The organism is Arthrobacter cryoconiti (genome assembly GCF_020905375.1).
Taxonomy (GTDB): domain Bacteria; phylum Actinomycetota; class Actinomycetes; order Actinomycetales; family Micrococcaceae; genus Specibacter; species Specibacter cryoconiti.
On the sequence record NZ_JAJJBU010000003.1, the window covers coordinates 119,680 to 142,292 of the forward strand.

24 protein-coding genes are annotated in these 22,613 nt (G+C 58.6%); 13 read left to right on the forward strand and 11 right to left on the reverse strand.

The genetic code is table 11. The features are described 5' to 3' along the window. Positions 1 to 18 precede the first annotated feature (18 nt). From LOH53_RS00775 to LOH53_RS00795, 5 genes are all read left to right on the forward strand, one after another. Positions 19 to 2,034: a DUF5107 domain-containing protein gene (locus LOH53_RS00775; protein ID WP_230065813.1), complete on the forward strand. Its 2,016-nt coding sequence runs from the start codon at positions 19 to 21 to the stop codon at positions 2,032 to 2,034. A 218-nt stretch (positions 2,035 to 2,252) separates the two neighbouring features. Beyond that, on the forward strand, positions 2,253 to 2,960 hold the full coding sequence (locus LOH53_RS00780; RefSeq protein WP_230065814.1) for a FadR/GntR family transcriptional regulator: 708 nt from the start codon (positions 2,253 to 2,255) through the stop codon (positions 2,958 to 2,960). Further along, a complete protein-coding gene (locus tag LOH53_RS00785; protein WP_230065815.1) occupies positions 2,957 to 3,919 on the forward strand; it encodes an asparaginase in 963 nt (320 codons plus the stop codon). Before LOH53_RS00780 ends, LOH53_RS00785 begins: the two co-directional genes overlap by 4 nt. A gap of 73 nt (positions 3,920 to 3,992) precedes the next feature. Continuing rightward, positions 3,993 to 5,438, forward strand: a complete 1,446-nt coding sequence (gene aspA / locus LOH53_RS00790; RefSeq protein ID WP_230065816.1) for an aspartate ammonia-lyase — start codon at positions 3,993 to 3,995, stop codon at positions 5,436 to 5,438. Between the two features lie 189 nt (positions 5,439 to 5,627). Beyond that, complete coding sequence (locus LOH53_RS00795) at positions 5,628 to 6,314, forward strand: FMN reductase (protein WP_230065817.1); 687 nt, start codon at positions 5,628 to 5,630, stop codon at positions 6,312 to 6,314. A 5-nt stretch (positions 6,315 to 6,319) separates the two neighbouring features. Here LOH53_RS00795 and LOH53_RS00800 read toward each other — a convergent pair whose 3' ends face one another. Further along, the gene (locus LOH53_RS00800; protein ID WP_230065818.1) at positions 6,320 to 7,390 is read right to left on the reverse strand and encodes a hypothetical protein; all 1,071 of its coding nucleotides are present in this window, start codon (positions 7,388 to 7,390) and stop codon (positions 6,320 to 6,322) included. 128 nt (positions 7,391 to 7,518) lie between these two features. Between LOH53_RS00800 and LOH53_RS00805 the strand changes: the two genes are divergently transcribed. Next, positions 7,519 to 8,241, forward strand: a complete 723-nt coding sequence (locus LOH53_RS00805; protein ID WP_230065819.1) for a hypothetical protein — start codon at positions 7,519 to 7,521, stop codon at positions 8,239 to 8,241. A 138-nt stretch (positions 8,242 to 8,379) separates the two neighbouring features. Beyond that, entirely contained in the window at positions 8,380 to 9,198 is an 819-nt protein-coding gene (locus LOH53_RS00810; RefSeq protein ID WP_230065820.1) for an SDR family NAD(P)-dependent oxidoreductase, read from the forward strand. Here LOH53_RS00810 and idi read toward each other — a convergent pair. Genes idi through LOH53_RS00825 form a run of 3 tightly spaced genes read right to left on the reverse strand, consistent with a single transcriptional unit; the run spans position 9,195 to position 12,044 of the window. Further along, positions 9,195 to 9,764: an isopentenyl-diphosphate Delta-isomerase gene (idi, locus tag LOH53_RS00815; RefSeq protein WP_230065821.1), complete on the reverse strand. Its 570-nt coding sequence runs from the start codon at positions 9,762 to 9,764 to the stop codon at positions 9,195 to 9,197. The genes LOH53_RS00810 and idi overlap by 4 nt on opposite strands. 30 nt (positions 9,765 to 9,794) lie before the next feature. After that, a complete protein-coding gene (locus LOH53_RS00820; protein WP_230065822.1) occupies positions 9,795 to 10,886 on the reverse strand; it encodes a hypothetical protein in 1,092 nt (363 codons plus the stop codon). A 60-nt stretch (positions 10,887 to 10,946) separates the two neighbouring features. Then, on the reverse strand, positions 10,947 to 12,044 hold the full coding sequence (locus LOH53_RS00825) for a pyridoxal-phosphate-dependent aminotransferase family protein (RefSeq protein WP_230065823.1): 1,098 nt from the start codon (positions 12,042 to 12,044) through the stop codon (positions 10,947 to 10,949). Positions 12,045 to 12,268: 224 nt separating this feature from the next. Here LOH53_RS00825 and LOH53_RS00830 point away from each other — a divergent pair, with 224 nt between their 5' ends. Continuing rightward, entirely contained in the window at positions 12,269 to 12,445 is a 177-nt protein-coding gene (locus LOH53_RS00830) for a hypothetical protein (RefSeq protein WP_230065824.1), read from the forward strand. A 94-nt stretch (positions 12,446 to 12,539) separates the two neighbouring features. Here LOH53_RS00830 and LOH53_RS00835 read toward each other — a convergent pair whose 3' ends face one another. The 5 genes from LOH53_RS00835 to LOH53_RS00855 form a co-directional block, all read right to left on the reverse strand. Next, positions 12,540 to 13,163 (reverse strand): copper resistance CopC family protein, encoded by a 624-nt coding sequence (locus tag LOH53_RS00835; protein ID WP_230065825.1) that lies wholly within the window; start codon positions 13,161 to 13,163, stop codon positions 12,540 to 12,542. A gap of 9 nt (positions 13,164 to 13,172) precedes the next feature. Further along, entirely contained in the window at positions 13,173 to 13,907 is a 735-nt protein-coding gene (locus LOH53_RS00840) for a YcnI family copper-binding membrane protein (protein ID WP_230065826.1), read from the reverse strand. Between the two features lie 234 nt (positions 13,908 to 14,141). Then, entirely contained in the window at positions 14,142 to 14,768 is a 627-nt protein-coding gene (locus tag LOH53_RS00845) for a hypothetical protein (RefSeq protein WP_230065827.1), read from the reverse strand. 186 nt (positions 14,769 to 14,954) lie between these two features. Continuing rightward, a complete protein-coding gene (locus tag LOH53_RS00850) occupies positions 14,955 to 15,359 on the reverse strand; it encodes a hypothetical protein (RefSeq protein ID WP_230065828.1) in 405 nt (134 codons plus the stop codon). A 4-nt stretch (positions 15,360 to 15,363) separates the two neighbouring features. Then, positions 15,364 to 15,726, reverse strand: a complete 363-nt coding sequence (locus LOH53_RS00855; RefSeq protein WP_230065829.1) for a hypothetical protein — start codon at positions 15,724 to 15,726, stop codon at positions 15,364 to 15,366. A gap of 180 nt (positions 15,727 to 15,906) precedes the next feature. Here LOH53_RS00855 and moaA point away from each other — a divergent pair, with 180 nt between their 5' ends. From moaA to purN, 5 genes are all read left to right on the forward strand, one after another. Further along, positions 15,907 to 16,953, forward strand: a complete 1,047-nt coding sequence (gene moaA, locus LOH53_RS00860; RefSeq protein WP_230065830.1) for a GTP 3',8-cyclase MoaA — start codon at positions 15,907 to 15,909, stop codon at positions 16,951 to 16,953. A gap of 722 nt (positions 16,954 to 17,675) precedes the next feature. Beyond that, the gene (locus LOH53_RS00865) at positions 17,676 to 18,005 is read left to right on the forward strand and encodes a hypothetical protein (RefSeq protein WP_230065831.1); all 330 of its coding nucleotides are present in this window, start codon (positions 17,676 to 17,678) and stop codon (positions 18,003 to 18,005) included. 405 nt (positions 18,006 to 18,410) lie between these two features. Beyond that, complete coding sequence (locus tag LOH53_RS00870; protein WP_038467205.1) at positions 18,411 to 18,614, forward strand: cold-shock protein; 204 nt, start codon at positions 18,411 to 18,413, stop codon at positions 18,612 to 18,614. A gap of 313 nt (positions 18,615 to 18,927) precedes the next feature. Beyond that, entirely contained in the window at positions 18,928 to 20,229 is a 1,302-nt protein-coding gene (locus tag LOH53_RS00875; RefSeq protein ID WP_230065832.1) for a cell division protein PerM, read from the forward strand. Positions 20,230 to 20,273: 44 nt separating this feature from the next. Beyond that, positions 20,274 to 20,837: a phosphoribosylglycinamide formyltransferase gene (gene purN / locus LOH53_RS00880; protein ID WP_230065833.1), complete on the forward strand. Its 564-nt coding sequence runs from the start codon at positions 20,274 to 20,276 to the stop codon at positions 20,835 to 20,837. A 55-nt stretch (positions 20,838 to 20,892) separates the two neighbouring features. Here the strand turns inward: purN and LOH53_RS00885 are convergent, their stop codons facing one another. Then, a complete protein-coding gene (locus tag LOH53_RS00885; RefSeq protein ID WP_230065834.1) occupies positions 20,893 to 21,195 on the reverse strand; it encodes a hypothetical protein in 303 nt (100 codons plus the stop codon). 82 nt (positions 21,196 to 21,277) lie between these two features. Further along, a complete protein-coding gene (locus tag LOH53_RS00890; RefSeq protein WP_230065835.1) occupies positions 21,278 to 22,606 on the reverse strand; it encodes an MFS transporter in 1,329 nt (442 codons plus the stop codon). Positions 22,607 to 22,613: the final 7 nt, after the last annotated feature.

Below are 22,613 nucleotides of genomic sequence, written 5' to 3' on the forward strand. Positions count from 1 at the left end.
TTCCGATAGGCTCTCACCATGACTGCTGCCTCTTCGATGACCGTGACTACCCGCAACGTCGAGATGGCAACGTTGGGACCGGAATCGCCGCTGCCGTCGGTGCAACCGTTGCTTGAAGGTCCCTATACGGTGGGGGACACCTTGCCGGCAGATATTGCTGGCGGTGCGCGGTGGGGGCATGCCGCCAACATGTTTCCGTATCCCCTGCAGGACGCCTACACGCGAGAGAGCAGCGCAACGGCGCTGACCGCCGTCGTACTTGAAAACGATCACGTGAAAGCGACGTTCCTGCCGCAGCTGGGTGGTCGGCTGTGGTCGCTCATTGATAAGGCCAGCGGCAAGGAGTTGCTGCACACGGGGGACCGCATTCAATTTGCCAACTTGGCGTTGCGTAATGCCTGGTTCGCTGGTGGGATTGAATACAACATTGGCACGCGCGGGCATTCACCCACCACCTGCTCGCCACTCCACAGTGCCATTGTGCGCACTCCGGAAGGCCAGGAAGTTCTGCGCATGTGGGAGTTTGACCGTCTGCGCGAAGTGGTGTTTCAACTTGATGCGTGGCTTCCCTCCGATTCCAAAGTGCTTTTCGTCGCCGTGCGCATCCAAAACCCCAATGACGTCACCGTACCTATGTACTGGTGGAGCAACGCCGCGATCCCACAGACCCCTGCGACTCGGGTAATCGCCCCCGCTACCCGCGCTTACGCCACCGATTATGACGGTTCAATGGCGATCGTGGAGCCCACATCGTTCCACGGGATCGATGCCACCTGGCCTGCACGCAATCCGCAAGCTGCCGACTTCTTCTTCGACTTGGCTCCGCAAGAACGGCGTTGGGAAGTGGCGGTGGATTGCGACGGCGACGGGCTTGGCCTCATATCCTCCTCGCAGTTACGGGGACGCAAGCTATTTGTTTGGGGCGAAAACACGGGCGGACACCGCTGGCAGGAGTGGCTCACCCCGTCCGACGGCGCTGACCGGCACTATGCCGAGATTCAGTCCGGTCTCTCGCAAACGCAGTTTGAACATCTACCCCTGCCCGCGGGGGAGTCGTGGCAGTGGGTAGAGGCATACGGCAATGCAGCCTTGGATCCTGCTCTCGCAGGAGGAAGCTGGAAAGCGGCCGTGGCCCATGGGGCGCAACGCGTTGAGGAGCTCCTCTCCGAAGCGGCTGTAGACGCCGCGCTCGCCAACGCCGCCGCGTGGGCAGATCTTGCCCCGGACGAGATGCTGGTCGCTGGCAGCGGTTGGGGCGCACTGGAACGTGAGCGGCGTGTGGCAGCCAAACTGGATTGGCTCGACGAAACCGGAACGCCCTTCGCAACGGAGACACTGACGGCCGCTCAGGCACCGTGGTTGGAACTGCTGAGAGCCAATGCCGGGATTGTGGAGAAACCGTTTGAACCCTCCGCAGCAGCAGTGGTGAGTCAGCCGTTTGCTGGGGCGGAGTCTTTTGTTCGCGGCCTGGACTGGGAAGATCTACTCACAGCCGGGCGGAATAAGAGTGCCGAGGCGCTGCTGCATCACGCCGTAATGGTCCATGCTCGGGCGGACGGCGCCAGCTTCGGCGACATGGGGACGGTGGCGTCACTTTACCGCCGTGCGCTGGCTGAGTGCTCCCTCGCCACGAGTAGTCGCGCGCTGGCTCGGCGCGGGCTCGGCTTGGCTCTGATCTCCTCAGGAGATGTGGCCGGGGGCATCGAAGCGCTCACGGAGGCGTGCGCCGTGGATCCAAGTAACCGTTGGATCTTGGTGGAAGCCATGACTTTGGCCATCGCCCACGGTTTCCCCGCGCAGGCGCTTGCTTTGGTGGAGCAGGCCCCCAAATCCGTGGTCGACGTCGGACGCGTGAAGTTCCTGAGCGCACTCGCACATGCTCGCAACGGCGAGGCGGAGTTCGCGGCCGAAATTCTTCGTGCCGGGGTAGAAGTTTTTGACCTTCGGGAAGGCGAAAACTCCATCACCAACTTGTGGCAGGAAGTGTGTCCCGGTGAAGACGTGCCGCGTGCGTACCAGTTCAGTATGCGCTGACACGGTGAACGGATAGCGAGCACACTTCCGACGGGTAGCGAGCCCTAGCAGTTGCTCGGGACTCTCCACCCCTGCGGACGCTCGGTTACTTTCGGGGCACTTTGGCCCAACGCTCGGTTAGCAAGCAACCGAGCGTTGGCCAAAACACCCCCGAAAGTAACCGAGCGTTGGGGCAGGGGGCTTTGACAACGCACCGTCAGCGGGGCATAGTCGAAACTATGAACTTGTCAGACAACTGGACAGCCGGACAGGCCCAAATAGTTCGAGTGAGTGCAGCCGAGGCTGTGTTCACCTCGATCCGTACGGCTATCGAATCTGGCGAGCTAGCCGTTGGTTCTAAGCTCAGCTCCGAAATTGCGCTCGCAGCCCAGTACGGTGTCAGCCGATCAGTGGTTCGGGAGGCCCTGAGATCCTGCACCGCATTGGGATTGACGGCTACGCAAACCGGCAAGGGAAGCTTTGTGCTGGCCAACAGAGCAGTGGGCGATCTTGTTTTGGGTCGGTTTTCTGCCCGCAGCCTCATGGAGGCTCGCCCGCACATTGAGGTGCCCGCCGCCGAGATGGCCGCCGCGCGCCGCACTGATGCACAGTTGGAGCAGATGCTGGGCATCGTCCGGACCATGGAACAAGAAGATGATCCGGAAATGTGGGTTGGTTTGGACGCCAGCTTCCATGCCGCAATCGCGGCGGCTAGCGGGAACGGCGTTTTTGAACAAGTCGTCACCGATATTCGCGATGCCATGGTCAACCAGTCCGAAACTATTAACCTCATCACCGGCCGTCAGAGCCAGTCCGATGCTGAACACCGATTGATCCTCGACGCGATCATCCGCGCCGATTCCGTAGGGGCAGGCCGCGCCATGACAGAGCATTTGGCCAAGGTTGAGACGGCACTGACCCTCATCATGGGAGAAACGAACGAATGATAATATCCCCTCTTGCCAACCATGAACCGCTAGCTGTGCAGACCCGCGGAGCCATTGTGGAGAGCATTCACTTTGGCTCATTGGCCGCCGTCGGGCCAGATGGTGGAACCCTCCTAACTCGAGGGGATCCAAGCGCCCCCGTGTACCCCCGGTCTGCTCTGAAGCCGCTCATGGCTGTGGCGATGCTGCGCGCCGGTCTGAAACTCCCCAGTGAGCAATTGGCACTCGCCGCTGCCAGCCACTCCGGATCGACGGCCCACCAACGTGTGGCGGCCGGGATTCTTGCCGGCGCAGGGCTCACGGAGGACCATCTTCATAACTCCACCGACATGCCGTATGGCGTGGCTGAGCGTGAGGCGTGGCTGCGTGCAGGCAAGGGACCCACTCGGCTCGCTCAAAACTGCTCCGGCAAGCATGCGGCCCTTCTTGCCACCTGCGTCGCCAACGGCTGGCCCTTAGAAAGCTACCTTGACCCCGCGCATCCCTTGCCGGCACTGGTCCGGGAGAGCGTCGCTGAGCTGACCGGTGAAGAACTGACCCAGATCAGCACTGATGGTTGCGGTACTGAGGTCTTCGCTCTCTCGCTAACTGGTATGGCCCGGGCGTTTAGCCATCTGGTCACGGCAAAGGACGGTACGCCCGAACGGCAAGTTGCGGACGCTATGCGAAGCCACCCCCTGCTGGTGGCTGGCGAGGGCCGTGATGTCAGTGCCCTCATGCTTGCAATCCCTGGATTGTTGGCCAAAGACGGGTTTGAAGGAATCCAGCTAATCGCGCTTGCTGACGGGCGCACTGTGGCTCTAAAAATATCCGACGGCGGTGATCGCGCCCGGATGCCGGCCGCGGTTCCTGCACTGCTGACGCTAGGCGTGGACGCCACCGCGTTGGAGCCTTTTAACAACCTGCCTGTTCTAGGTGGCGGCCACCCCGTGGGTACACTCTTCGGGCTCCCCTTCTAACTTATTCATTTCCGTAAAGACACTTCTCCAAATAACTACGGGCGCTCCGCAGCGCCCAACACCAAGGAGCACCATGACTGACATTGCCCTCGATCCCCTCTCACGCAGTTATGAAAATGATTCCTTCCCCGTGCGAAGCGAACATGATCTCATCGGCGACCGCGACGTCCCAGCAGATGTCTACTGGGGCGTGCATTCACTGCGCGCCGTAGAAAATTTCCCCATCACAGGCCAGCCGCTGTCCACAAACACCAACCTGGTCAACGGGTTGGCAATGGTCAAGCAGGCCGCTGCGCAGGCTAACCATGAGCTGGGACTGCTCGATGACGAGCGCGCCGCAGCCATCATTTTGGCGTGCCAAGAAATCATTGCCGGAAACCTGCATGAGCAGTTTGTAGTTGACGTTATCCAAGGAGGTGCCGGGACGTCGTCGAACATGAACGCCAATGAGGTCATCGCCAACCGTGCCTTGGAAATCTTGGGCCACAAAAAGGGTGAGTACCAATTTCTGCATCCCAACGACCACGTCAATCTGAGCCAATCCACCAATGATGTGTACCCCACGGCTGTCAACGTGGCTACGATCTTTGCTGCCAAGTCGTTGGTAAAGGCCATGGAATATCTGGGCGTCGCATTCTCTGAGAAAGCTGTTGAGTTCAAACACGTCGTGAAGATGGGGCGCACCCAGCTCCAAGATGCAGTGCCCATGACGTTGGGTCAAGAATTCAACACTTACGCTGTCACCCTGGGCGAGGACCGTGCCCGGCTCGCAGAATCTGCGTTGTTGGTCCACGAGATCAACCTAGGTGCCACGGCCATCGGTACTGGTCTGAACGCACCGGCGGGGTACGCAGAATTGGCCCGGACGCATCTGGCGGAAATCTCTGGACTTCCACTGGTGACCTCTTTGGACCTCATTGAGGCTACCCAGGACGTTGGAGCGTTTGTGCACCTTTCGGGTGTACTTAAGCGTGTTGCTGTGAAGCTCTCCAAGGTGTGCAACGATCTCCGTCTTCTCTCCTCCGGCCCGCGTGCAGGCTTCGGCGAGATCACCTTGCCGGCTGTGCAGGCGGGCTCGTCGATCATGCCCGGAAAGGTGAACCCGGTGATTCCGGAAGTAGTCAATCAGGTGGCCTACGAGGTTATCGGCAACGACGTGACGGTTACGATGGCTGCCGAGGGTGGACAGTTGCAGCTCAACGCCTTTGAGCCCATCATTGTGCACAGTCTGACCAAGAGTATGCGCCACCTGGAAGCAGCCTGCTACACGTTGGCAGATAAGTGCATTCGGGGCATCACCGCTCACGAGGACAAGTTGCGGGCCCAAGTGGAACACTCCATTGGTCTGGTGACAGCGCTGACCCCGAAGCTAGGTTATGCGGCCTCGACGATGATCGCTCTAGAAGCGCTAAATAGCGGTCGAGGAGTGGCGGAGCTGGTCCTGGAACACAAATTGCTCACTGTCGAAGAATTGGATGAGTTGCTGCGCCCGGAGTACCTAGCTAATCTCAGCGACTAAATAACTGAGCGGCAATGACGCAAGCAACGATTTCATTGAGCAGCTGATGCGGGTGTGGGGCGGGTAAACCCGCATGAGCTGCACAATGAATGGCGCAAGTGCCCTAGTGGGAATAGTTTCCCGATACTGCTAGTTGGAAACTATTAGATGCAAACGCATAAGTATCGCGGTGGCAAATAAGGAGTTGCAGTGCAGCGCACGATCATTGTTGTTTCAGCCGGTCTCGGCGTTCCCTCCACTACTCGCATGCTGGCGGACCAATTGGCCTCGGCAGTCCAGAACCAGCTGGGCGAGCTGGGAACCCAGGCCGTGATCGACGTCGTCGATCTTCGAGACCTTGCTACCGAGATCACCAACGCCATGGTGAGCGGTTACGCTGGGCCGGTTCTGGCGGACGTGATCGCTCGGGTTGGTAACGCTGATGCCATGATTGCCGTGACGCCCACGTTTAACGCCTCCTACAGTGGGCTCTTCAAATCCTTCTTCGACGTGCTGGAGCCCAAGTTTCTGGACGGCATGCCGGTACTCTTTGGGGCCACCGGTGGAACGTCGCGGCACTCGCTAGTGCTGGAGATGGCGATGCGTCCGCTGTTCAGCTATCTGCGCGCCCGGACAATGCCCACTGCCGTCTATGCTTCTCCCGAAGACTGGGGGCAAGGTGGTTCCGACTCCTTGGACCGTCGGGTTGCTCAGGCTGCCGGTGAACTTGCCGCTGTACTTGCTGTTGCGCAAGGTGCGACGTCGGCCGCGTCGGTTGGTGCGACGCCGGCAGACGGGTTCGCCCCGGATCACAAAGCAATACGAAGTGCCTATCAAGCGGAAAAGTTGTCATCCCTGCCGTTTGAGCAACTTCTGGAGCAAACCCAGCGTCGCTAGGGAGCTTAGAAGAACGACTGGATGGGCTTGGTAGTCAACGGTGGTGGGTCTAGCTTGTCCAAGATGACCGTCAAGGCTGTGCGGTAGATGTCCGGATGGATCTCCGGGCTCGCGTGACCGGTATGCGGGATGTCGTATTCGAACGTCGAATTGTGCACAAAGAGTGTCTTCCAGCCGGCAATAGCCAACCGCGCATTGACGATGAAATCCTCGGGGTCATAAAGCAATCCGATCCCGGTGCTGTGTGGAATATTTCCATCGTATTGGGCGGGGAATGACTGGAGAAAGGTGGCTTGAGTCGTGTCCAAGATCAGGGAATTTTTGAGCCCGTCGAAAGAGCTGTTGATTCCCGAGCGCGCGGCCTCATACATTCCTTGACCGTTGGGGTTGCTCAGCCCACTCCACACGCCCGCGCCGATGCGCCCCAGCACGCCCAGATACGGAACCACCCTCCCGGCTAAGGAAATGTACTCTTTGCCGGGGTCTAGGACGTCGCGCACATTGCTCGGGCTAGAGCCCATCACGATGATCTTGACGTGGATCCCGTTTTCTTCCAGCAGTGAGGCCAGCACGACGGCGGCCATTCCGCCGAAGCTGTCCCCGTAGAAGTAGACGGTGTCGATCTTGCGTTCGTAGGTGTCGCGCTGAATAGCAATGAAGAGCTGGGCAATGTCGATGCCACCGTTGGAATAGCCGATGTAGGAGGCCGGAGCGCGCTCATTCATGGTGCGTTGAAGCGCTTCCAGCTTCCGGCCCGTGTCCCTGTAGCTAACTCCGAATCCACCCAATAGGTACCACGTCTTGCCTGGGAACCTGTTGGCTGCCGTCTTGTTGTCGTCATTATCCGGGGTCGTGACACGGAACTGTGCCCGCTCTGTCAGGAGGTAGTCCACGGCAATGTTCGCTTTGAACGCGGTGGCTGCGGCGGCCAATCCCACGGAGGCGATGGCTGCCCGGCGTCGAAGATAAATCGGCTCCCTAGCTTTGCTCTGGTGCTGGTTGGACTTGTGGGCAGGGTGATGAGCGCCGTCGTCGGACTTCGACGGGAGGGGACGGTTCTTCTTTTTCGCTGCCATAATGTATCGCTCTATTCTTTCACGGCAGGACTATGAAGCGCGCACCGCCCACTAGCACCCTGATGAAGTTGATGAAGTGGGCAAGCCAAGAACTGGCTCGTGGCTAAGATGGGTGGCACGATTAGAGAATGCAAGATTTCTGGCACTTCGCAGGTAATTTTTGGTGGCTGGCGTTCCCAGTTGCGGGTATCTTGGGCGGCTGGGGGCGGGCCATCTCCAAGGCTAATGAACGCCGGCATGCGCAGAGGATCGAGATGTACAAGCTCCAACATCCCGAATTGGCGTCGTCGAAGGGTCCGGAACTTTACCCGCCGTTGCAGGATCCAGGCGCATTCACGGAGGTGGACGTCGAGAAAGCGATGGATGAGCACAACGGCGTGAACCGCCGCTGGCTGGACTATGAACTGGACGTGGGGAAGCTCATTGATTTTCCCATGATGACCGATGTTCGCCAGCCACTGACGGTAGCGTTCCTGCGGGCCAAGCGCGACGCCGATGCCCTCAAGCCGGTGTCCGCATCCGAAGTGACGTCAAAGTCCCGTTGGGATGATTATCGTAACGCTGTCAACGCCTACGGTGTGGCTTTTGACGTTGCGGAAAAAGAGGCTCAGCGCGTCAAAGATTCAGCATTCTCCGAGCCTGAGCGGCAAAGGCTAGGCACTGCACGCAAACTTGTGAATATTGCACAAGATGAGGCAGCAAGCTCCGCTGAGCGCCAAACCGCCTACAAGCGGGCTCGTAAAGAACTGGACGGGATACTTCTGCTCCCGGACGTGACGGTCGCCGCACTTGAGCAAAAAGTGGCACGTATGATCGACGTCGCAAAACGGGCTGACACTCCGAACTACTAAGGCGCAGAGCCATCCGGCAGAGAGTGAAGAGCATCGCCGCCGCGGCGTGCTCCGTTGGAATACCCTGACCGGGTCTATCTTTAGATGACAGCATCCCGCTGGTCGCAGAGCGCTGGTCGCAGAGCAAGGACGCAAAAGATGTCACGCACAGTTGTAATTACGGGCGCCAGCAATGGCATTGGCGCAGCAGCAGCAAAAATGTTGGCGGAACCTGGGGACACGTTGGTCGTCGTCGGGCGTTCCCCGAAACGGACTCAAGCGATTGCGAAGGAACTGGAAGCGGACTTCTTCATCACCGACTTCGCAGAGCTAAAACAGGTGCGCGAGCTTGCGGCCAATTTGCTGGATCGATACCCCCACATCGATGTTCTAGCTAATAACGCGGGCGGTGTCATGAATAAGCGTGAGGTGACGGTGGACGGTCATGAGAAGACGTTCCAAATCAATCACCTGGCACCATTTTTGCTGACTACATTGATGATCGATCGGCTTACTGCAAATCGGAGCATCGTGATCAACACTTCCAGCGCTGCCAATAAGGTGATGGCTCGCTTCAACATTGATGATCTGGAATCGCAGCAGGACTATTCGGCCGCGCGAGCCTACGGAAATGCGAAGTTGGAGAATATCCTCTTCACCCGTGAACTGCAGCGTCGATACGGTGATCACGGCGTCACCGCTGTGGCTTTCCATCCTGGAATTGTCGCTACCGGCTTCGCCGCCGAATCCACAAACCTCATGAAGGCGCTTTATTCAGGGGTAGCAAGACGCCTATTGCTCTCCTCAGAGCAGGGAGCAGACACCCTGGTGTGGCTTGCGACCACCACACCAGGCACAGACTGGATACCGGGGGAGTATTACAGCAAGCGCAAGGTGGCCAAGGCCAGCAAGCTTGCCTATGACCCCGAGCTGGCACGCCAGCTTTGGGACCGGAGTGCAGCCATGGTGGCTCGCTAGTTCAATGCATTGCCCAGAGTTCCGGCCAGCGCTCCGCCCGTGTAGATTCCTTGTGCAATTTGCTCCACAAGCCACGGGCTGAACGCGAAAGGTGTCGCGGTCGCAGACTCTTCGAGATCGACGATCTCGATCCAAGCGACCTCGCAGGCTTCCTCTGGGTTGGCCCTGACGTCGCCGTCCCCTACATAGACCGCAGTGTAGACAGGGCAGACTTCGTTCTCCACGATCCCGGACGCGTCCACTGCACGGTATTGGAAGTTGGGCAGGGCCGGGCGGATGTCGGTGACTTCCACGTTAAGTTCCACGGCGGCTCGACGCCTGATGGCGTCCTCGAAAGTCTCGCCAGGGGCCGGATGGCCACAGAACGAGTTGGTCCACACTCCGGGCCACGTCTGCTTGCCCAGAGCGCGCCGGGTGGCCAGTGTGCGGCCCTGACCGTCGAGTAGGTGGCAGGAGAACGCTAAATGGAGGGGAGTGTTGGTGCTGTGGACCGTCGATTTGTCCGCGGTGCCGATGTGCCTACCGTCGTCGTCGAGTAGGGTGACCAATTCTATGGCAGAAGACATGGCGTCCTTTCAAAAGAGCTCATGGACAGTCTAAGGTTTCAGAACTTTGCGTGTGGACGCTCGCCGTCGCGCTTGCCACGGACCGATCTGAAGCACCGTCCGCCAACCCTCACCAGAGTTATCAGAAGGTTGTTCGGAAGCCGTTTTAGACGCTGGGAAACGCGCAGTTGTAGCAAGGGATTCTGCGGCTATTTGCTCGCGGGCACCATCGATGATGCGCTGACATTTTTCTTCCGTTTCGTTGACGATGAATTCCTTCCGTGCAGCCAGCGCCACTTTACTGAGTTCGCAGAACCACTGAGCCGCAAGTGTGGCAACGCCCAGTACGCCAGCCGCTGCCCAGGTCAGGACCACCTCCGCGTCGCGGACGCCGTCGGGCGGGGCAAACAGCTCTTGGAGGGTGAACCCGAAGGAGAATAGCGAAATGATGGCCAGGGGCACCAGCCATTTTCCGGCGGCCAACTTGTAATTCAGGAAGAGGCGTTTCAAAAGATATCGCGTACGTGCAGGCCTACGGGCGTCGTTTTTCAAATACGTCAACTGTTCCATGAGCGTGGGTCGCGCCAGAGACTCGTGCACCGTGAAGAAAGCGTTGAATGCTTTGTCCGTGTGCGCCTTGGCTCGACGAGCGCGCCGAGATACCCGCAATTTGTCTAATTCCACGCAAAAATAGGAAATTCGTTGCAGATTAAGCGTCCCCAATCGCTGGGCGTCGGAAAGATCCGCCAGCAATTCTGGGAGCCCCACATGGGCGTCCCGCAGGAATAGGTTGTAGATGATGGCAACGGCCACCATATACAGCAGCAAGAGAATCACAGTGGACAGGACGCCCGGAACGAAGAAGGGGTCAAAAGGCAATTTTGTGGTTGAAAGATACGTGGCAGCGAGGCTGGACGTCACACCCATTACGTAGTTCGCAATCAGTGTCAATAAACCAAAAATTAGCACCGTATGGAAAAACAGATGACTCTTTTCTCGCGTTTGCTGGTTGGGTCCAGCGTCGGCGGAGAGCTTCCTGCGTTGGCGCGCATTCTCAGGAATCTGGACCGAAATAGACACCAGTGCAAGCACCAGGAAAAAGATTACGACCCAGGACGCTGGGCCCTCTAAGACGATCTCCACAGCGATAACTTTCCCTTGAGAGCTGATAGAACTGCGGCATTTTCAGTACGCTGGGACGCGCTATGCCTTAGCAATGGCCTCTTTCAGAGCACCGAGCACCAAAATCACTGATGCAGGGTTGGCATTAGGTCCCATCATGCCAATACGCCACACTGAAGACGCAAATTTACCCGCGCCGGAACCGATCTCAAGACTGAAATGCTCCAGGAGATACGCCCGCACCGCCGCAGAATTCACACCCTCCGGTACGCGCACGGTGGTCAGGCTGGGCAGACGGAAGCCTTCCGCCGCGAAAAGCTCCAGCCCCATTTCCTGCAGGCCGTTCTGAAGTGCGACGCCGGCAGCCGTGTGGCGGGCCTGAACTGCTTCGAGTCCTTCATTGAGGAGGTGACCCAAACCAGCCTCCAGGCTGGCGATCATGGCGACCGGAGCCGTGTGGTGGTAGGTGCGGGCAGTGCCGCTGGCGGCACCCACATATCCGCCCAACAGTCCTAAATCCAGGTACCAGGATTGCGGATTTTTGTTGCGGCGCTCGAAGGCGGCATCGGAAATCGTGAACGGAGACAGGCCAGGGGCAACACCGAGGCACTTTTGCGTGCCGGCGTAGCCGACGTCGATTCCCCAATCGTCAGCGCGTAGTTCAAGACCGCCAATGGAGGTGACGGCGTCGGTGATCAGCAGCGCATCCCCCTTGAGTTGGCCCAGCGCAGCAATATCGGAGCGCACTCCCGTGGACGTTTCAGCGTGCACTGCGGCCATCACCTTGGGGCTCGGGTGAGCCGCAGCGACGCGTTGTGGATCGATCGGCTGGCCCCACTCGTGGTCCACGCGAACCACTTCGGCTCCCGTGCGCCGGGCAACCTCACACATGCGTTCACCAAAGAGACCGTTGACGGCCACGACGGCAACTTCGCCGGGGGAGAGCATGTTCACGAAAGCTGCTTCCATGCCGGCCGAGCCCGTTCCGCTGAGCGGAAGCGTCCGAGCATTGGCGGTACCCCACACCTGACGTAGCCCGTTGCACGTGGCATCCAGGATTTCGATGAAGAGAGGATCGAGATGTCCCAACACAGGGTGGCCCAGCGCTGCGATGGCTTCCGGGTAACAATTGCTTGGGCCAGGGCCGAACAGATGCCGGTAGGTCAGGGACTGGCTCACGGAATGCTCCTTTGCGCGGAAATTTTAGACTCATCGTCAGCATAAGCCAGCACGGCACACCTTTCGAAAATGAACGCGCCATGCGTGAAGTGGCTTCCTTGACCGCCCAGCCTTACTCGCCGCTTCGTGAGAACATGCGTAGGTCGCCGGCATCCTCCACTTTGAAGCTGGTATCAGGCTAGACACAGTCCCTAGCGAAGATACCGGTCCGGACAGAGACTGACATGCGGGAATTTCGTGCCGTGGTGGCGACTAGCAGAGAAGAAGGAAAGCTGGTGGGCGCCGGAAAGGTGGTCTCCTTAGTGCACCTTGTGGGCCGGGCAGCCGTGGGTGAAAGCGCTCCCTGCCGCTGTCCCGAATGCGTGCTGGGTCAAGGTCACGGAGCCGTTGTGGAGGACTAGCCGCTGGTGCGCACCGGCGATACCACGCAGGCGAAACCGGCTGCCTCCGCTATCATCCGGAAGGACATGCTGCGGAGGCAGCCGGCGTTCACGTTTACTCTGGAGTCTTGTTCAGAACCCTTTTGGCTACGAACAATCCGACGACAATCAGCACTAGAAGCCCAGCTCCGGCAGCGATGATCCCCCACGGGACGCTTGAATCTGAGGTAGTTACCGCTGCGGTATCCGTCGGGGACGCCGCAGCGATCACCGCAGCGGAGGCTTCCCCTGTGGCGGCCGCAGTAGGCGCCACTGCGGAGCCCACCGCGGCGCCAGTCGCAGGGGCTGCGGTCGTGAAGGAGAAAGTGCCCTCGATCGGGTGCGAATCCGAAGAGACTATCCGCCATTGAACCGTGTAATGCCCTGCGGGAGCACCAGGCTTGACGCCTTGGGACACGTCACTATCGACAATACCTACGGGACCTTGGGCCCAGTTTGTTCCGGCATCATCGTTGATCAAGATCTCCGAGCCGATCTCGATGGGTGTGTGGCTGAAAGTCAGCCCGATCTTCTCCGGCATGACCTGAACCGTGGAACCGTCGGTCGGGCTCGTGGTTTCTATTTGATCGTGCGCTTGCGCCGCAGCCATGGGGACCATAAATGCGGCGAGAGCCACGAACGCCAGCAACATTCGTGTCAGTGGACGCATCCGCTTTCGTGCTTGGACTGGATGACTCATGAGAACCCCTTACTTCGCGTTTTCTGGCTTGCGGCGAGCCGAGATAACAAGACCCAGCGCGATTCCACCCAGCAGGAGTCCTGCCGCACCAAGGGCGATACCCCAGACACTGAGTGCGGAGACGTCACTGCTGGCAGCTGTAGTAGAACTGGCCGCACTCGGTGCTGCGGCAGCAGTTTGGGAGGCCGGCTCGTCTTTAGTTGTCGTGACAAAGGATGGCGCCGGGTGCTTTGGCTCCTCCTGGCCCGCTACGCTCTTTTGGTCCCAGTTGGCAACTGTCCCATCCGTATACGTTTGGGCAGTTGGGAGGGTGACCGTAGTCCCGCTGGCGGGCAGCTTTCCTAATGACAAAGAAAACGTTTGGTACTGGTTCGCTCCGATTTCATGCGCCGCGTCGGCGATCCACTCCACAGAAGTGGCGGCCTTCGTCACCGTACTGCCACCAACCGTGACGGGCTTAGGCAATTCAGAGGTGATCACAGTGGCAGTCCAACCATCCAATGGCTTGACGGAAACCGACGTGAAAGGTTCGTCGGTCGGCAGTGTGACAGTGATTTTGCTGGTCTTTGCGGTGGGTGATTCATTAGGAACATTAAAGGTTACGTGGGTATAACCGCCGGCTGTGGTGGCATCCGGAACGGCCTTCACGTGTGCGGACGCTGATGCGGCTCCTGCAGCAAGGAAGGCAACGGCTAGGACCCCGGTTGTTACGGTCTTAAAGGTGCGGCGTGATGAAGTTTTCATGGTGGCCTTTCAGAGGCAATCTGTCGAGAAAAGTATGGGTGCACCAGCCCGGCCTGTGTAAACGGACTGCTGCCGACCCGAAAAAATGAGTGGGTGCCAGCACAGCCTGAAGGCTGGCCGGTGGCAAAAAAGTGGCATACGGGTGGGATAAAGCTGCACGAGTAGACGCCCGCGAGCAAAGTTGGTGCTCCAGAAGTCACATGGTTTCGAGAAGTCTTACGCTCTCGAGATGTTCTACAGCGCAGCGGCGAGTAGCGGAGGCCCTCGGTGATGCCGCACGGGCAAAGGAATGTCCAGGCCGATTCTCATGGGAAGCCAGAGCGTGGGTGCCGCGTAAATGCGGGACGGTGCGGCAATGGGGACAATGACCAGTCCCACAATGGCAGTAATCTGCAAGCGCAATGCATCAATTAACTTCATGGTGCTGGCTTCGCCGTGGCGCAAAAAGATGATGGTCAAGACGGCAGCCGCTGCGTGGCTGACCCACATTAAAGCGCTGAGGCCCGTTCCGTGACCAAGCGCAACTTGCTCCGACAGGCCAGGGAGGAGGCCCATGTTCATCCCACAATGGTCCCCGGAGGCAATAACCGACGCCGGCATCGACATGGGCTGACCTGGGGAAGGACTAAACAATAGATGGAAGAGTCCCTGGCTCAGCACGACGGCGGCCACAAGGTTTTTGCGGGACAACACCCGTCCGGCGAGTGCCACACAAACAACTGCTGAGATGGACAAGGAGAGCAGGAGTAGCAGTGGATGCGGGGCGGCGCCGCCACCCATTACGTGGGAAAGAGCTGCGACAAAGGTGGCGAATGCAGCCGCGGTCCAACCGCGGGCAAGGCGCACTCCCCCCTTAGTCATGCTCTCTCCTTACTCCACGCCTTTTGGCACACGTCATTAGTTTCACCATCATAATCGTTCTACGCAGTGTCGAAAAACGGTGTGCTGGTCGTCCGCCGAAAGAGCCTCTACTTGCGCTCGATCGCTCGCGGCCTATCGCCGATGCCACGCGCAAAGCTAATCCCACAAGCTAATCCCACAAGCGATTTAGGCTAGGGGCACCAGCCATTCCACAATGACATAAACGACGGCGGCAATCGAGAACACCCACGTGATGATGGCAGCAATCCACAGTCCGCGGCGTCGAGTGGTGAGCGCCAATCCTGTAAACAGTGGCGCTGCTGCCATGGAGGCCACGGCAATCATGCCGAATAGCCCAGCTATTACGGAGCTCGCAGTGGCGGGATCATCGGTGCTGCCGGTGATGAGTATGTAGGAGATCAGGGCGAGGAGTGCGGCGGGGTAAACCAGGAGAATCCAGCCGATTCCGGTGATCCCTACCGCCCAAAACCGGGAGCGTGCCGGTTTGGCCGGCGTCGTCCGTGAAGTGGTGGCCGAGGAAACGGACAAGGGGAGGCGTTGGGACGGGATGGAATGGTGACGGCGGCTCATGGGTTTAGCTATTCAACAACCAACGGAACACGAGGTAAAGGATCACGCCAACCGTGGGTATCCCCGTCCATAACGCAGCCTTCCACAGGGCGCGTTCGCGGTAAATCACTGCCTGGCCCATCATGTGTGGCGTGATGACCATGCAAAACATGAGAAGTACGCCGAGGATGATCAACACGACCTTGCTAATCGTGGCAAGGCTGGTGGACGGATTCGTGACGGCAGCAAAAATGATCAGTGCCATCCCACACATGGGCACGATCACAACGATCCAAGCGAGCAAAGACACCAACGTGCCCGTCATTTGGGAGCGCTGGGGTCGCAGTGGATCGCTCCTGACGTCAGGGGTGATGCTTGGATCTGTCATAGGTCTATTTCTACCAGCTAAGGCTATGACACGGTAACGTGCCCCACATTGCTTACCCGACCCGGCGGTTCCCCGGGCTTAACCGTCACGGCGCGCGCAACCCGCCTCGACGCCGTCGTCCGTCAGGGCCTACGCTGGAGGGTAAGGGTCGGTTATCTCCAGCCCAGCAAAGAGGCCTAAATGACATCTGAATCACCTCTCATGGTGGACACGCTCAACCGCCCGCTGCGGGACCTGCGGATTTCAGTGACGGATCGGTGCAATTTCCGCTGCGTTTACTGCATGCCGAAGGAAGTTTTTGGCCGCGACTTTGTCTTCATGCCGAAGGAAGAACTGCTCAGTTTTGAGGAGATAACCCGGCTGGCCCGCATTGCCATGGATCATGGTGTGCGCAAGATCCGGCTCACCGGTGGGGAACCCCTGCTGCGCAAGGGCGTTGAAGACTTGGTGAGCATGCTTGCCGCCCTGCGCACGCCGGAAAATGAACCGCCTGACATTGCAATGACTACCAACGGCACCGCCTTGGCGCAAAAAGCACACATACTCAAAGCTGCCGGGCTGGACCGCGTGACAGTGTCCTTGGATTCCATGGACGACGCCGTCTTCCAGTCAATGAACGACGTCGCCTATCCCGTGGCAAAAGTGTTGCAGGCGGTAGATGCGGCTCAAGAGGCCGGGCTGGGGCCTGTCAAAATCAACATGGTGCTCAAGCGCGGGTTCAATGATCACAGCATCGTGGACATGGCCCGGCATTTCCGTGGAACCGGGTTGATCCTGCGTTTCATCGAGTACATGGACGTGGGCCATTCCAACGGTTGGAAGATGGATCAGGTGGTGCCCTCGTCTGAGGTCATTGCCCGGTTGAATGAGGTATTTCCGCTAGAAGCCGTGGGCGCCAACTATGGCGGAGAGACGGCTAAACGGTGGCGTTATAAGGATGGGTCTGGAGAAATCGGTGTGATTTCCAGTGTCACTCAGGCATTTTGCCGTGGCTGTACCCGTGCGCGCCTTTCCGCTGACGGAAAACTGTACACATGCCTTTTCGCAACCCGGGGGACGGACCTGCGGGAACTGTTGCGCGGCGGAGCGGACGACGCTGAAATGACAAAGGCGTTGCAAGTTCTCTGGGGTGCACGGGCGGATCGGTACTCTGAGCTTCGCAGCGCCGCGACACCCGAATTGTCCAATCCCAAGGACCGGATCGAGATGAATTACATCGGTGGATAAGGGTTCGTGGTGACAACCCCTGTGCTGGAGCGTGGCCTGCGCCGACGGTTCGCGCTGGCTCAGCATGATGGCTCGGCTGGGTGCTCTGTGACATGCGCCAGTTGCCGCGCAGCTTAATTTAGAAACGTGCGACGACGACGGGGCGAGCGTGCGCCGGACCCTCGCCACAGTTTCGGGCCCCGTCGCGCTGGTGGGTTGGACTTGCGGTGGTTGGTGCGGCAGCCAAGGGTGTTTCGTAGGTCAAGGCTCTGCCCTGGGTTGCAGCATCTACGCCCGCTGAGTGAACTGGCTAGACGTCATCCGGGGAGTCTGATCCGCGAACATATTGTGGCGGCCGGGGACTACGCATATCTAGATCGCTATCACTTTGGCGAAGTGATGGCGGGGGAGTTGTCTGTTACGAGTGCCGCCCTTGGGGACGGCGTGCAAAAACCAACCCGGAATGGTCTGGATCGCGTGCCCGTGGGCAGCCGGCCTGGCTTGATCTGCCATCGCGCTACCTCTTGACCACACAGGATATGGCTTTCGCATTCGGACGTGGTTCTTGCTAGCGCGGAACCGGGGCCCAGTTTTGCGCCAGGTGCACTATGCGCCAAACTCCCCGTGAGTTGAGCGCCCACGCAAAGTCACCGCTTCAGATTTGTGTTCTGCGCCCTCCTTATTAATGGCCCGTCCTGCTGAAAGCAGACGTCGTAAACTGGGTCTACGAGGTGGTGATGCAAATGAAGCGAGTCTTGTTGGTCAGCGCATGCTTGATCTTGCTAACCGGTGTGGCCGCATACTCTTTCATGGATCCGAATGGCATGCGCACAGTGGTTGCCGGCGTCGTCACCGTCTTCGTAATGGCCGTAGTTTTCGGCATCGCCGTCAGATTCGCGAAGTCCAAGCTCGGAAACAGGGTGCGTTCTGCGTTGTCACCGCTCGTCGGAGCCGCAGAGACCTATCAGTCAATGCTGTTAGGGCAGCCAACCATGACAGAGACTATTCATGACGCAATCCGTCGGGGGGCCCTAGATATTTACCCTGAAGATCACTGCGCCGATGATTCTTAAGTGCCGCAATTGATTATTAAGTACTCAAACTCTTGAATGCGCAAACGAAGCATTGGAACTATTTACAGCGAAGAACTCACAGATGCGCGGATGAACATCAGATGAACCCGCGGAGGTGAATGAGTGACACGTCACTCTTGGGGTGGTGCACATCCGCTAGATTTAGGCGGTTTGCTCCAGCTAGTGGAGGAATAGAAGTCAAAGAGTGACGCACCTCTCAATACGTAGTGGCATTCAGCAAAGAGATATGTATACTTGGACGTAGTTGTAGTGTTGCGTTTTTTGTAGTTGAAGCGACGCCATCCTTCGGGACGACGTCGCTTTTCTGGAGAAGCGGACTTACACCGTAAAACAGGAGGCCCGAAGGTCGGGCGGAATCTCCAACTTCAGAAGGAAATAGAAATAATGGCAACAGGTACCGTCAAGTGGTTCAACGCTGAAAAGGGCTTCGGCTTCATCTCCCCCGATGACCAGTCCCAGGATGTGTTCGCACACTACTCCGCAATCAACTCTTCGGGCTACCGTTCCCTCGAAGAGAACCAGAAGGTTTCCTTCGACGTCGAGCAGGGCCCCAAGGGTCCTCAGGCAGTCAATATCCAGGCCATCTAATTTCTAAAGAAACCGCGCGGGTAACCGTGCACATTCTTTAGTCCACAGGGCTGGAGCAGATAGGGTCCGGGTTTTCCCGGGCCCTATCTGTCGTTTAAGTCAGTCGTTATTCTCGCCCCGGCATCCGCCTTCCTCGCCTCCAGTGTAGGGACACTCCTGTCCACACATTCTTGCGGCTAACCCCGTAACCCCTTGCCCCGGTCTGCGTCACGCCTTCACGAGGGCGCACCCAGGTCTGCGCCAACTGGCGGAAGGCATGATCTTCGGCGCTTCGAGCCTTCCGGCAGCTCTGGGTATGGCACGATGGAAGACGATGAATACGAAAGTGGCCCGCAGCCAACGCGACGGATTGCCAATGCCGCTGGGGCTCCAGGGCGCACTGGAATCTGCCCAAGTCATTCTCATCTCAGCCTTGGCAGTGATTATTCCCTTAGCAGGAGTGTGGTTTTCCGGCGGTTTTGCGGAAAAGGACTTGTCAGTCACTGCCCGCCTCGCTGGACAGATATGGCTTGCCATCCACGGTGTTCCCCTCGATCTCACCTTCGCCTCAGGTCCCAGCTCGGCATCCGTGATGACGGGCGTGTATGCCTTGCTGCCTCTTGGTTTGGCGCTCATACCGTTTCTTTTGTCTTGGCGGGCTGGACGGCGCCTGGCCAGGGCTTCCTATACCGATCAACTCTGGCAGCCCCTCGTCGGAGCTTTGGTGGTGTACTCGGCTGCCGGGTTAGCCACAGGATTCATCTGCAGCATCCCCGGTGAAGTCGTAGCCCCCCTTATGGCCAGTATGTTGATCCCGCTCATTCCAGCAGGTCTGGGCTTAGTCATAGGTGCACGGCTGGAAGCCGGCTCTTGGGGGCGTCTCATTGGTGTTAACGCGGCGGACTGGATCGCAAAGACTAGCCAAGATCAACGCTGGACGGGTTCTTACGTGTGGAGCGTGGTTCGATCTGGATTTGTTGCACTGGCGACGGCATTTGCGTTGGCCTGCGGCTTACTGGCAGTTAATATCGCAGTGCGGTGGGCGGACATCGTTGGCGTGTATCAGTCACTGCGGCCCGGCGCACTCGGTGGTACCGGGCTCACGCTGGCACAGTTGGGCTTCATGCCGAATCTGGCAGCCTGGTCCCTGGCGTGGTCCACTGGAGCGGGGTTCTCCTTGGGAGTGGGCTCCGCCGTCACGCCGATGGCGACTGCCGTAGCCCCCGTTCCACCCATTCCACTGCTTGCTGCTCTCCCTGCTGGAAATTTGAACTGGGGATTTGCGGCACTCTTGATCCCAGTACTCGGCGGCATGCTGGGCGGTTGGTTCTTTGTTCGTGCTGGAGAAAATCACTTTGACGAGTGGCTGTCGCGGAAAGTGAGTCCTCGCTGGCTTTCGCTGCCCGCCTCTTCACTCTTTTTGGGCGTCGTCATCGCGGCTGTCGCAGCGATCCTAGCGTTCGTGCTTTTCTGGCTTTCTAGTGGATCCCTGGGTCTTGGCCGGCTCACAGAGATTGGGCCAGAGCCACTGCTAGCATCATTGTGGCTCGGTGCGGAGGTGGGGATCGGTGTTGTTATTGGATCCTTGCTGGCGCCTTGGATAGAACAAGAACGGCGCTCCACTTCCTCGACCTGAAACAGGGAGTATTAGATTGCCTTCTTTATGGATAAAATCATCCAATGCGCATCGTTGTTTTAGTTTCTGGGACCGGGTCCAATTTGCAGGCAGTGATCGACGCCGTTGTCTCCGGGGGCTTGCCCGTAGAGATTGTGGCGGTGGGGGCGGATCGGGCAGGCACTTTTGGCGTTGAGCGCTCCGCCGCGGCAGGCCTTGAGACCTTCGTGGTGGATTTCAAGAAATATGCCTCGCGCGCCGATTGGGACGACGCACTCTTGGAGAGGGTGGCAGGGTACAAGCCCGACTACGTAGTTTCCAGTGGCTTCATGCGCATTGTGGCGGCGTCATTCATCGATGCCTTTGACGGTCGCTATATCAACACTCATCCTGCCTTGTTGCCGTCTTTCCCGGGTGCCCACGGAGTTCGTGATGCTCTGAACTATGGGGTCAAAGTGACTGGATGCACGGTTCACTTCGCGGACGCCGGCGTGGATACAGGACCCATTATTGATCAAACGGCTGTGCGCGTTCTGGCCCAGGACACGCAAGAATCCCTCCATGAGCGCATCAAGGTGGCCGAACGCGAACTACTCATCAAAGTTCTAGGGGACTTGGCCCGGCTCTAAATATCAAGATTCCTGCGCCGCGATGTTGACAGTGGAGCGCAGCGCAGGCGAAAAGTTACTTGCGTTTACGTCCGCAAGCCAAAGAAATGATGGCCACGGCACCTGTGAGTGAAAATACGGCTGGCCAAGCACCGATCTTCTTGGCTAACGGGTGGGAGATGCCGAAGGCCAACAAGTACGTAGTAGTCAGTGCTGTGGCAGTGCATGCGCCCCGGTTCTTCTTCCAGCCAAAGAATGCGGCAGCGCCAGCCGCAGCTAATACGGCACCTCCCAGAGGACGGTTTTTGGTGGCTTGGGCGGTCTTGAATCCGCCAATGAGACCGGTGGTTGAGTAAACGGTGGGAAGCAGCGCGCTCATGGAAACTCCTTGAAAATGGTCGTTGTGACTTCCAATCAGCTTAACCAGCCAAGATGGGCGGTAACTGGGAAGCGTGCTGGGCTTATTCGAGGACGGCGCCCTTGGTTTCAGGAGCGGAGAATGCCATCGCGATCACCGCAATAAGCACTAGTCCACCGGTCAGGGCAAAGGTTAGCGGAAGGCCCAAAACCGGCCACAGTAGTGAGCCGAAAATGAGCGGAACCAGCCCTGCTCCCACCCGGGAGATGGTGGAGGCCCAGCCAAAACCCGTGGCACGCAGATGGGTCGGGTAGAGCTCCGAAACGTAGGTGTAGAGGACTGGGATGGCTACCTGGATTAGAAAACCGAAGATGAGAAGCCATAATTGGGCTGTGACCGGGGCATCTAGGACGAGCGCGAAAATTACCAGTGAAAGCGCCGCGAGGGGTGCACTCACGGCCAAGATCCACTTCCGTCCCACACGTTCCACCAGCAACGCTGCAGCCACCACACCCAAAAACCCGATCGCCGTCATGGATGCCGTCGCCATGAACGCCTTGTTTTGCGCGTAGCCTGTAGCCACCAAAATGGACGGCATCCACGTCAAGGCTCCGTAGTAGACAAGCAGGATCGTCAAGAATAGGGACCACGCGATGCCGGTGATGCGCCAATTGAAGCGCCAAAGCCCGGCTAACTGGTCGGTGACCTTGCCCAAAGAGAGCCGCGGGGCATCGGCGGGATCCGGCAAACGCCAGAGGCCGACGTCGGCCCCTGTGCGTCTAATTAGTCCTTCGATGACCTTCCGCGCCTGCTCTGGCTTACCTGCCCTGACCAAATACAAGGGCGATTCGGGCACATGCGTACGCACCCAGAAGACGAGCATGAGTAGCCGCCAGTCTCCGAACGCGCTGATCAGCACGGCAGAGATTACTCCGCACAGGGAGGCGCCGATGGGCCACCACGCATCCATGGCAGTCAACACGCGGCCACGGTGCTTGCGCGGGGTGAACTCTCCCACCAGTGCGTAGTCAACCGGGATACAGCCACCGAGCCCGAATCCTGCCATAAAACGGAAGACACAAAAAAGAACAAGCTCATGGGAAAGCGCGCCGAGCACCGTGAAAATGGAAAAAATCAGGAGTGTGAGTGTGAATGCCGTTTTCCGACCAATCACATCCGCGATGGAGCCCCACGCGAAGGCTCCCACGGCCATGCCAATCAGGTTTGCTGTGCCGATCCAGGCCGCCTGTCCGGGGGTCAAACCCCATTCCTTCGAGAGCAAGGGGATGAGAAAACCGTTGAGGGTGACATCCCAAGCGTCAAACATGAAGCCGAGCCCGCCAATGAGGAAAATGCTGCCCTGCACGCGCCAGCGCCACGGTAGTTCCTGGACCACTTGGTCGCCGGTGGGGAGGGACGTAATGGTGGTCATGGCGGCT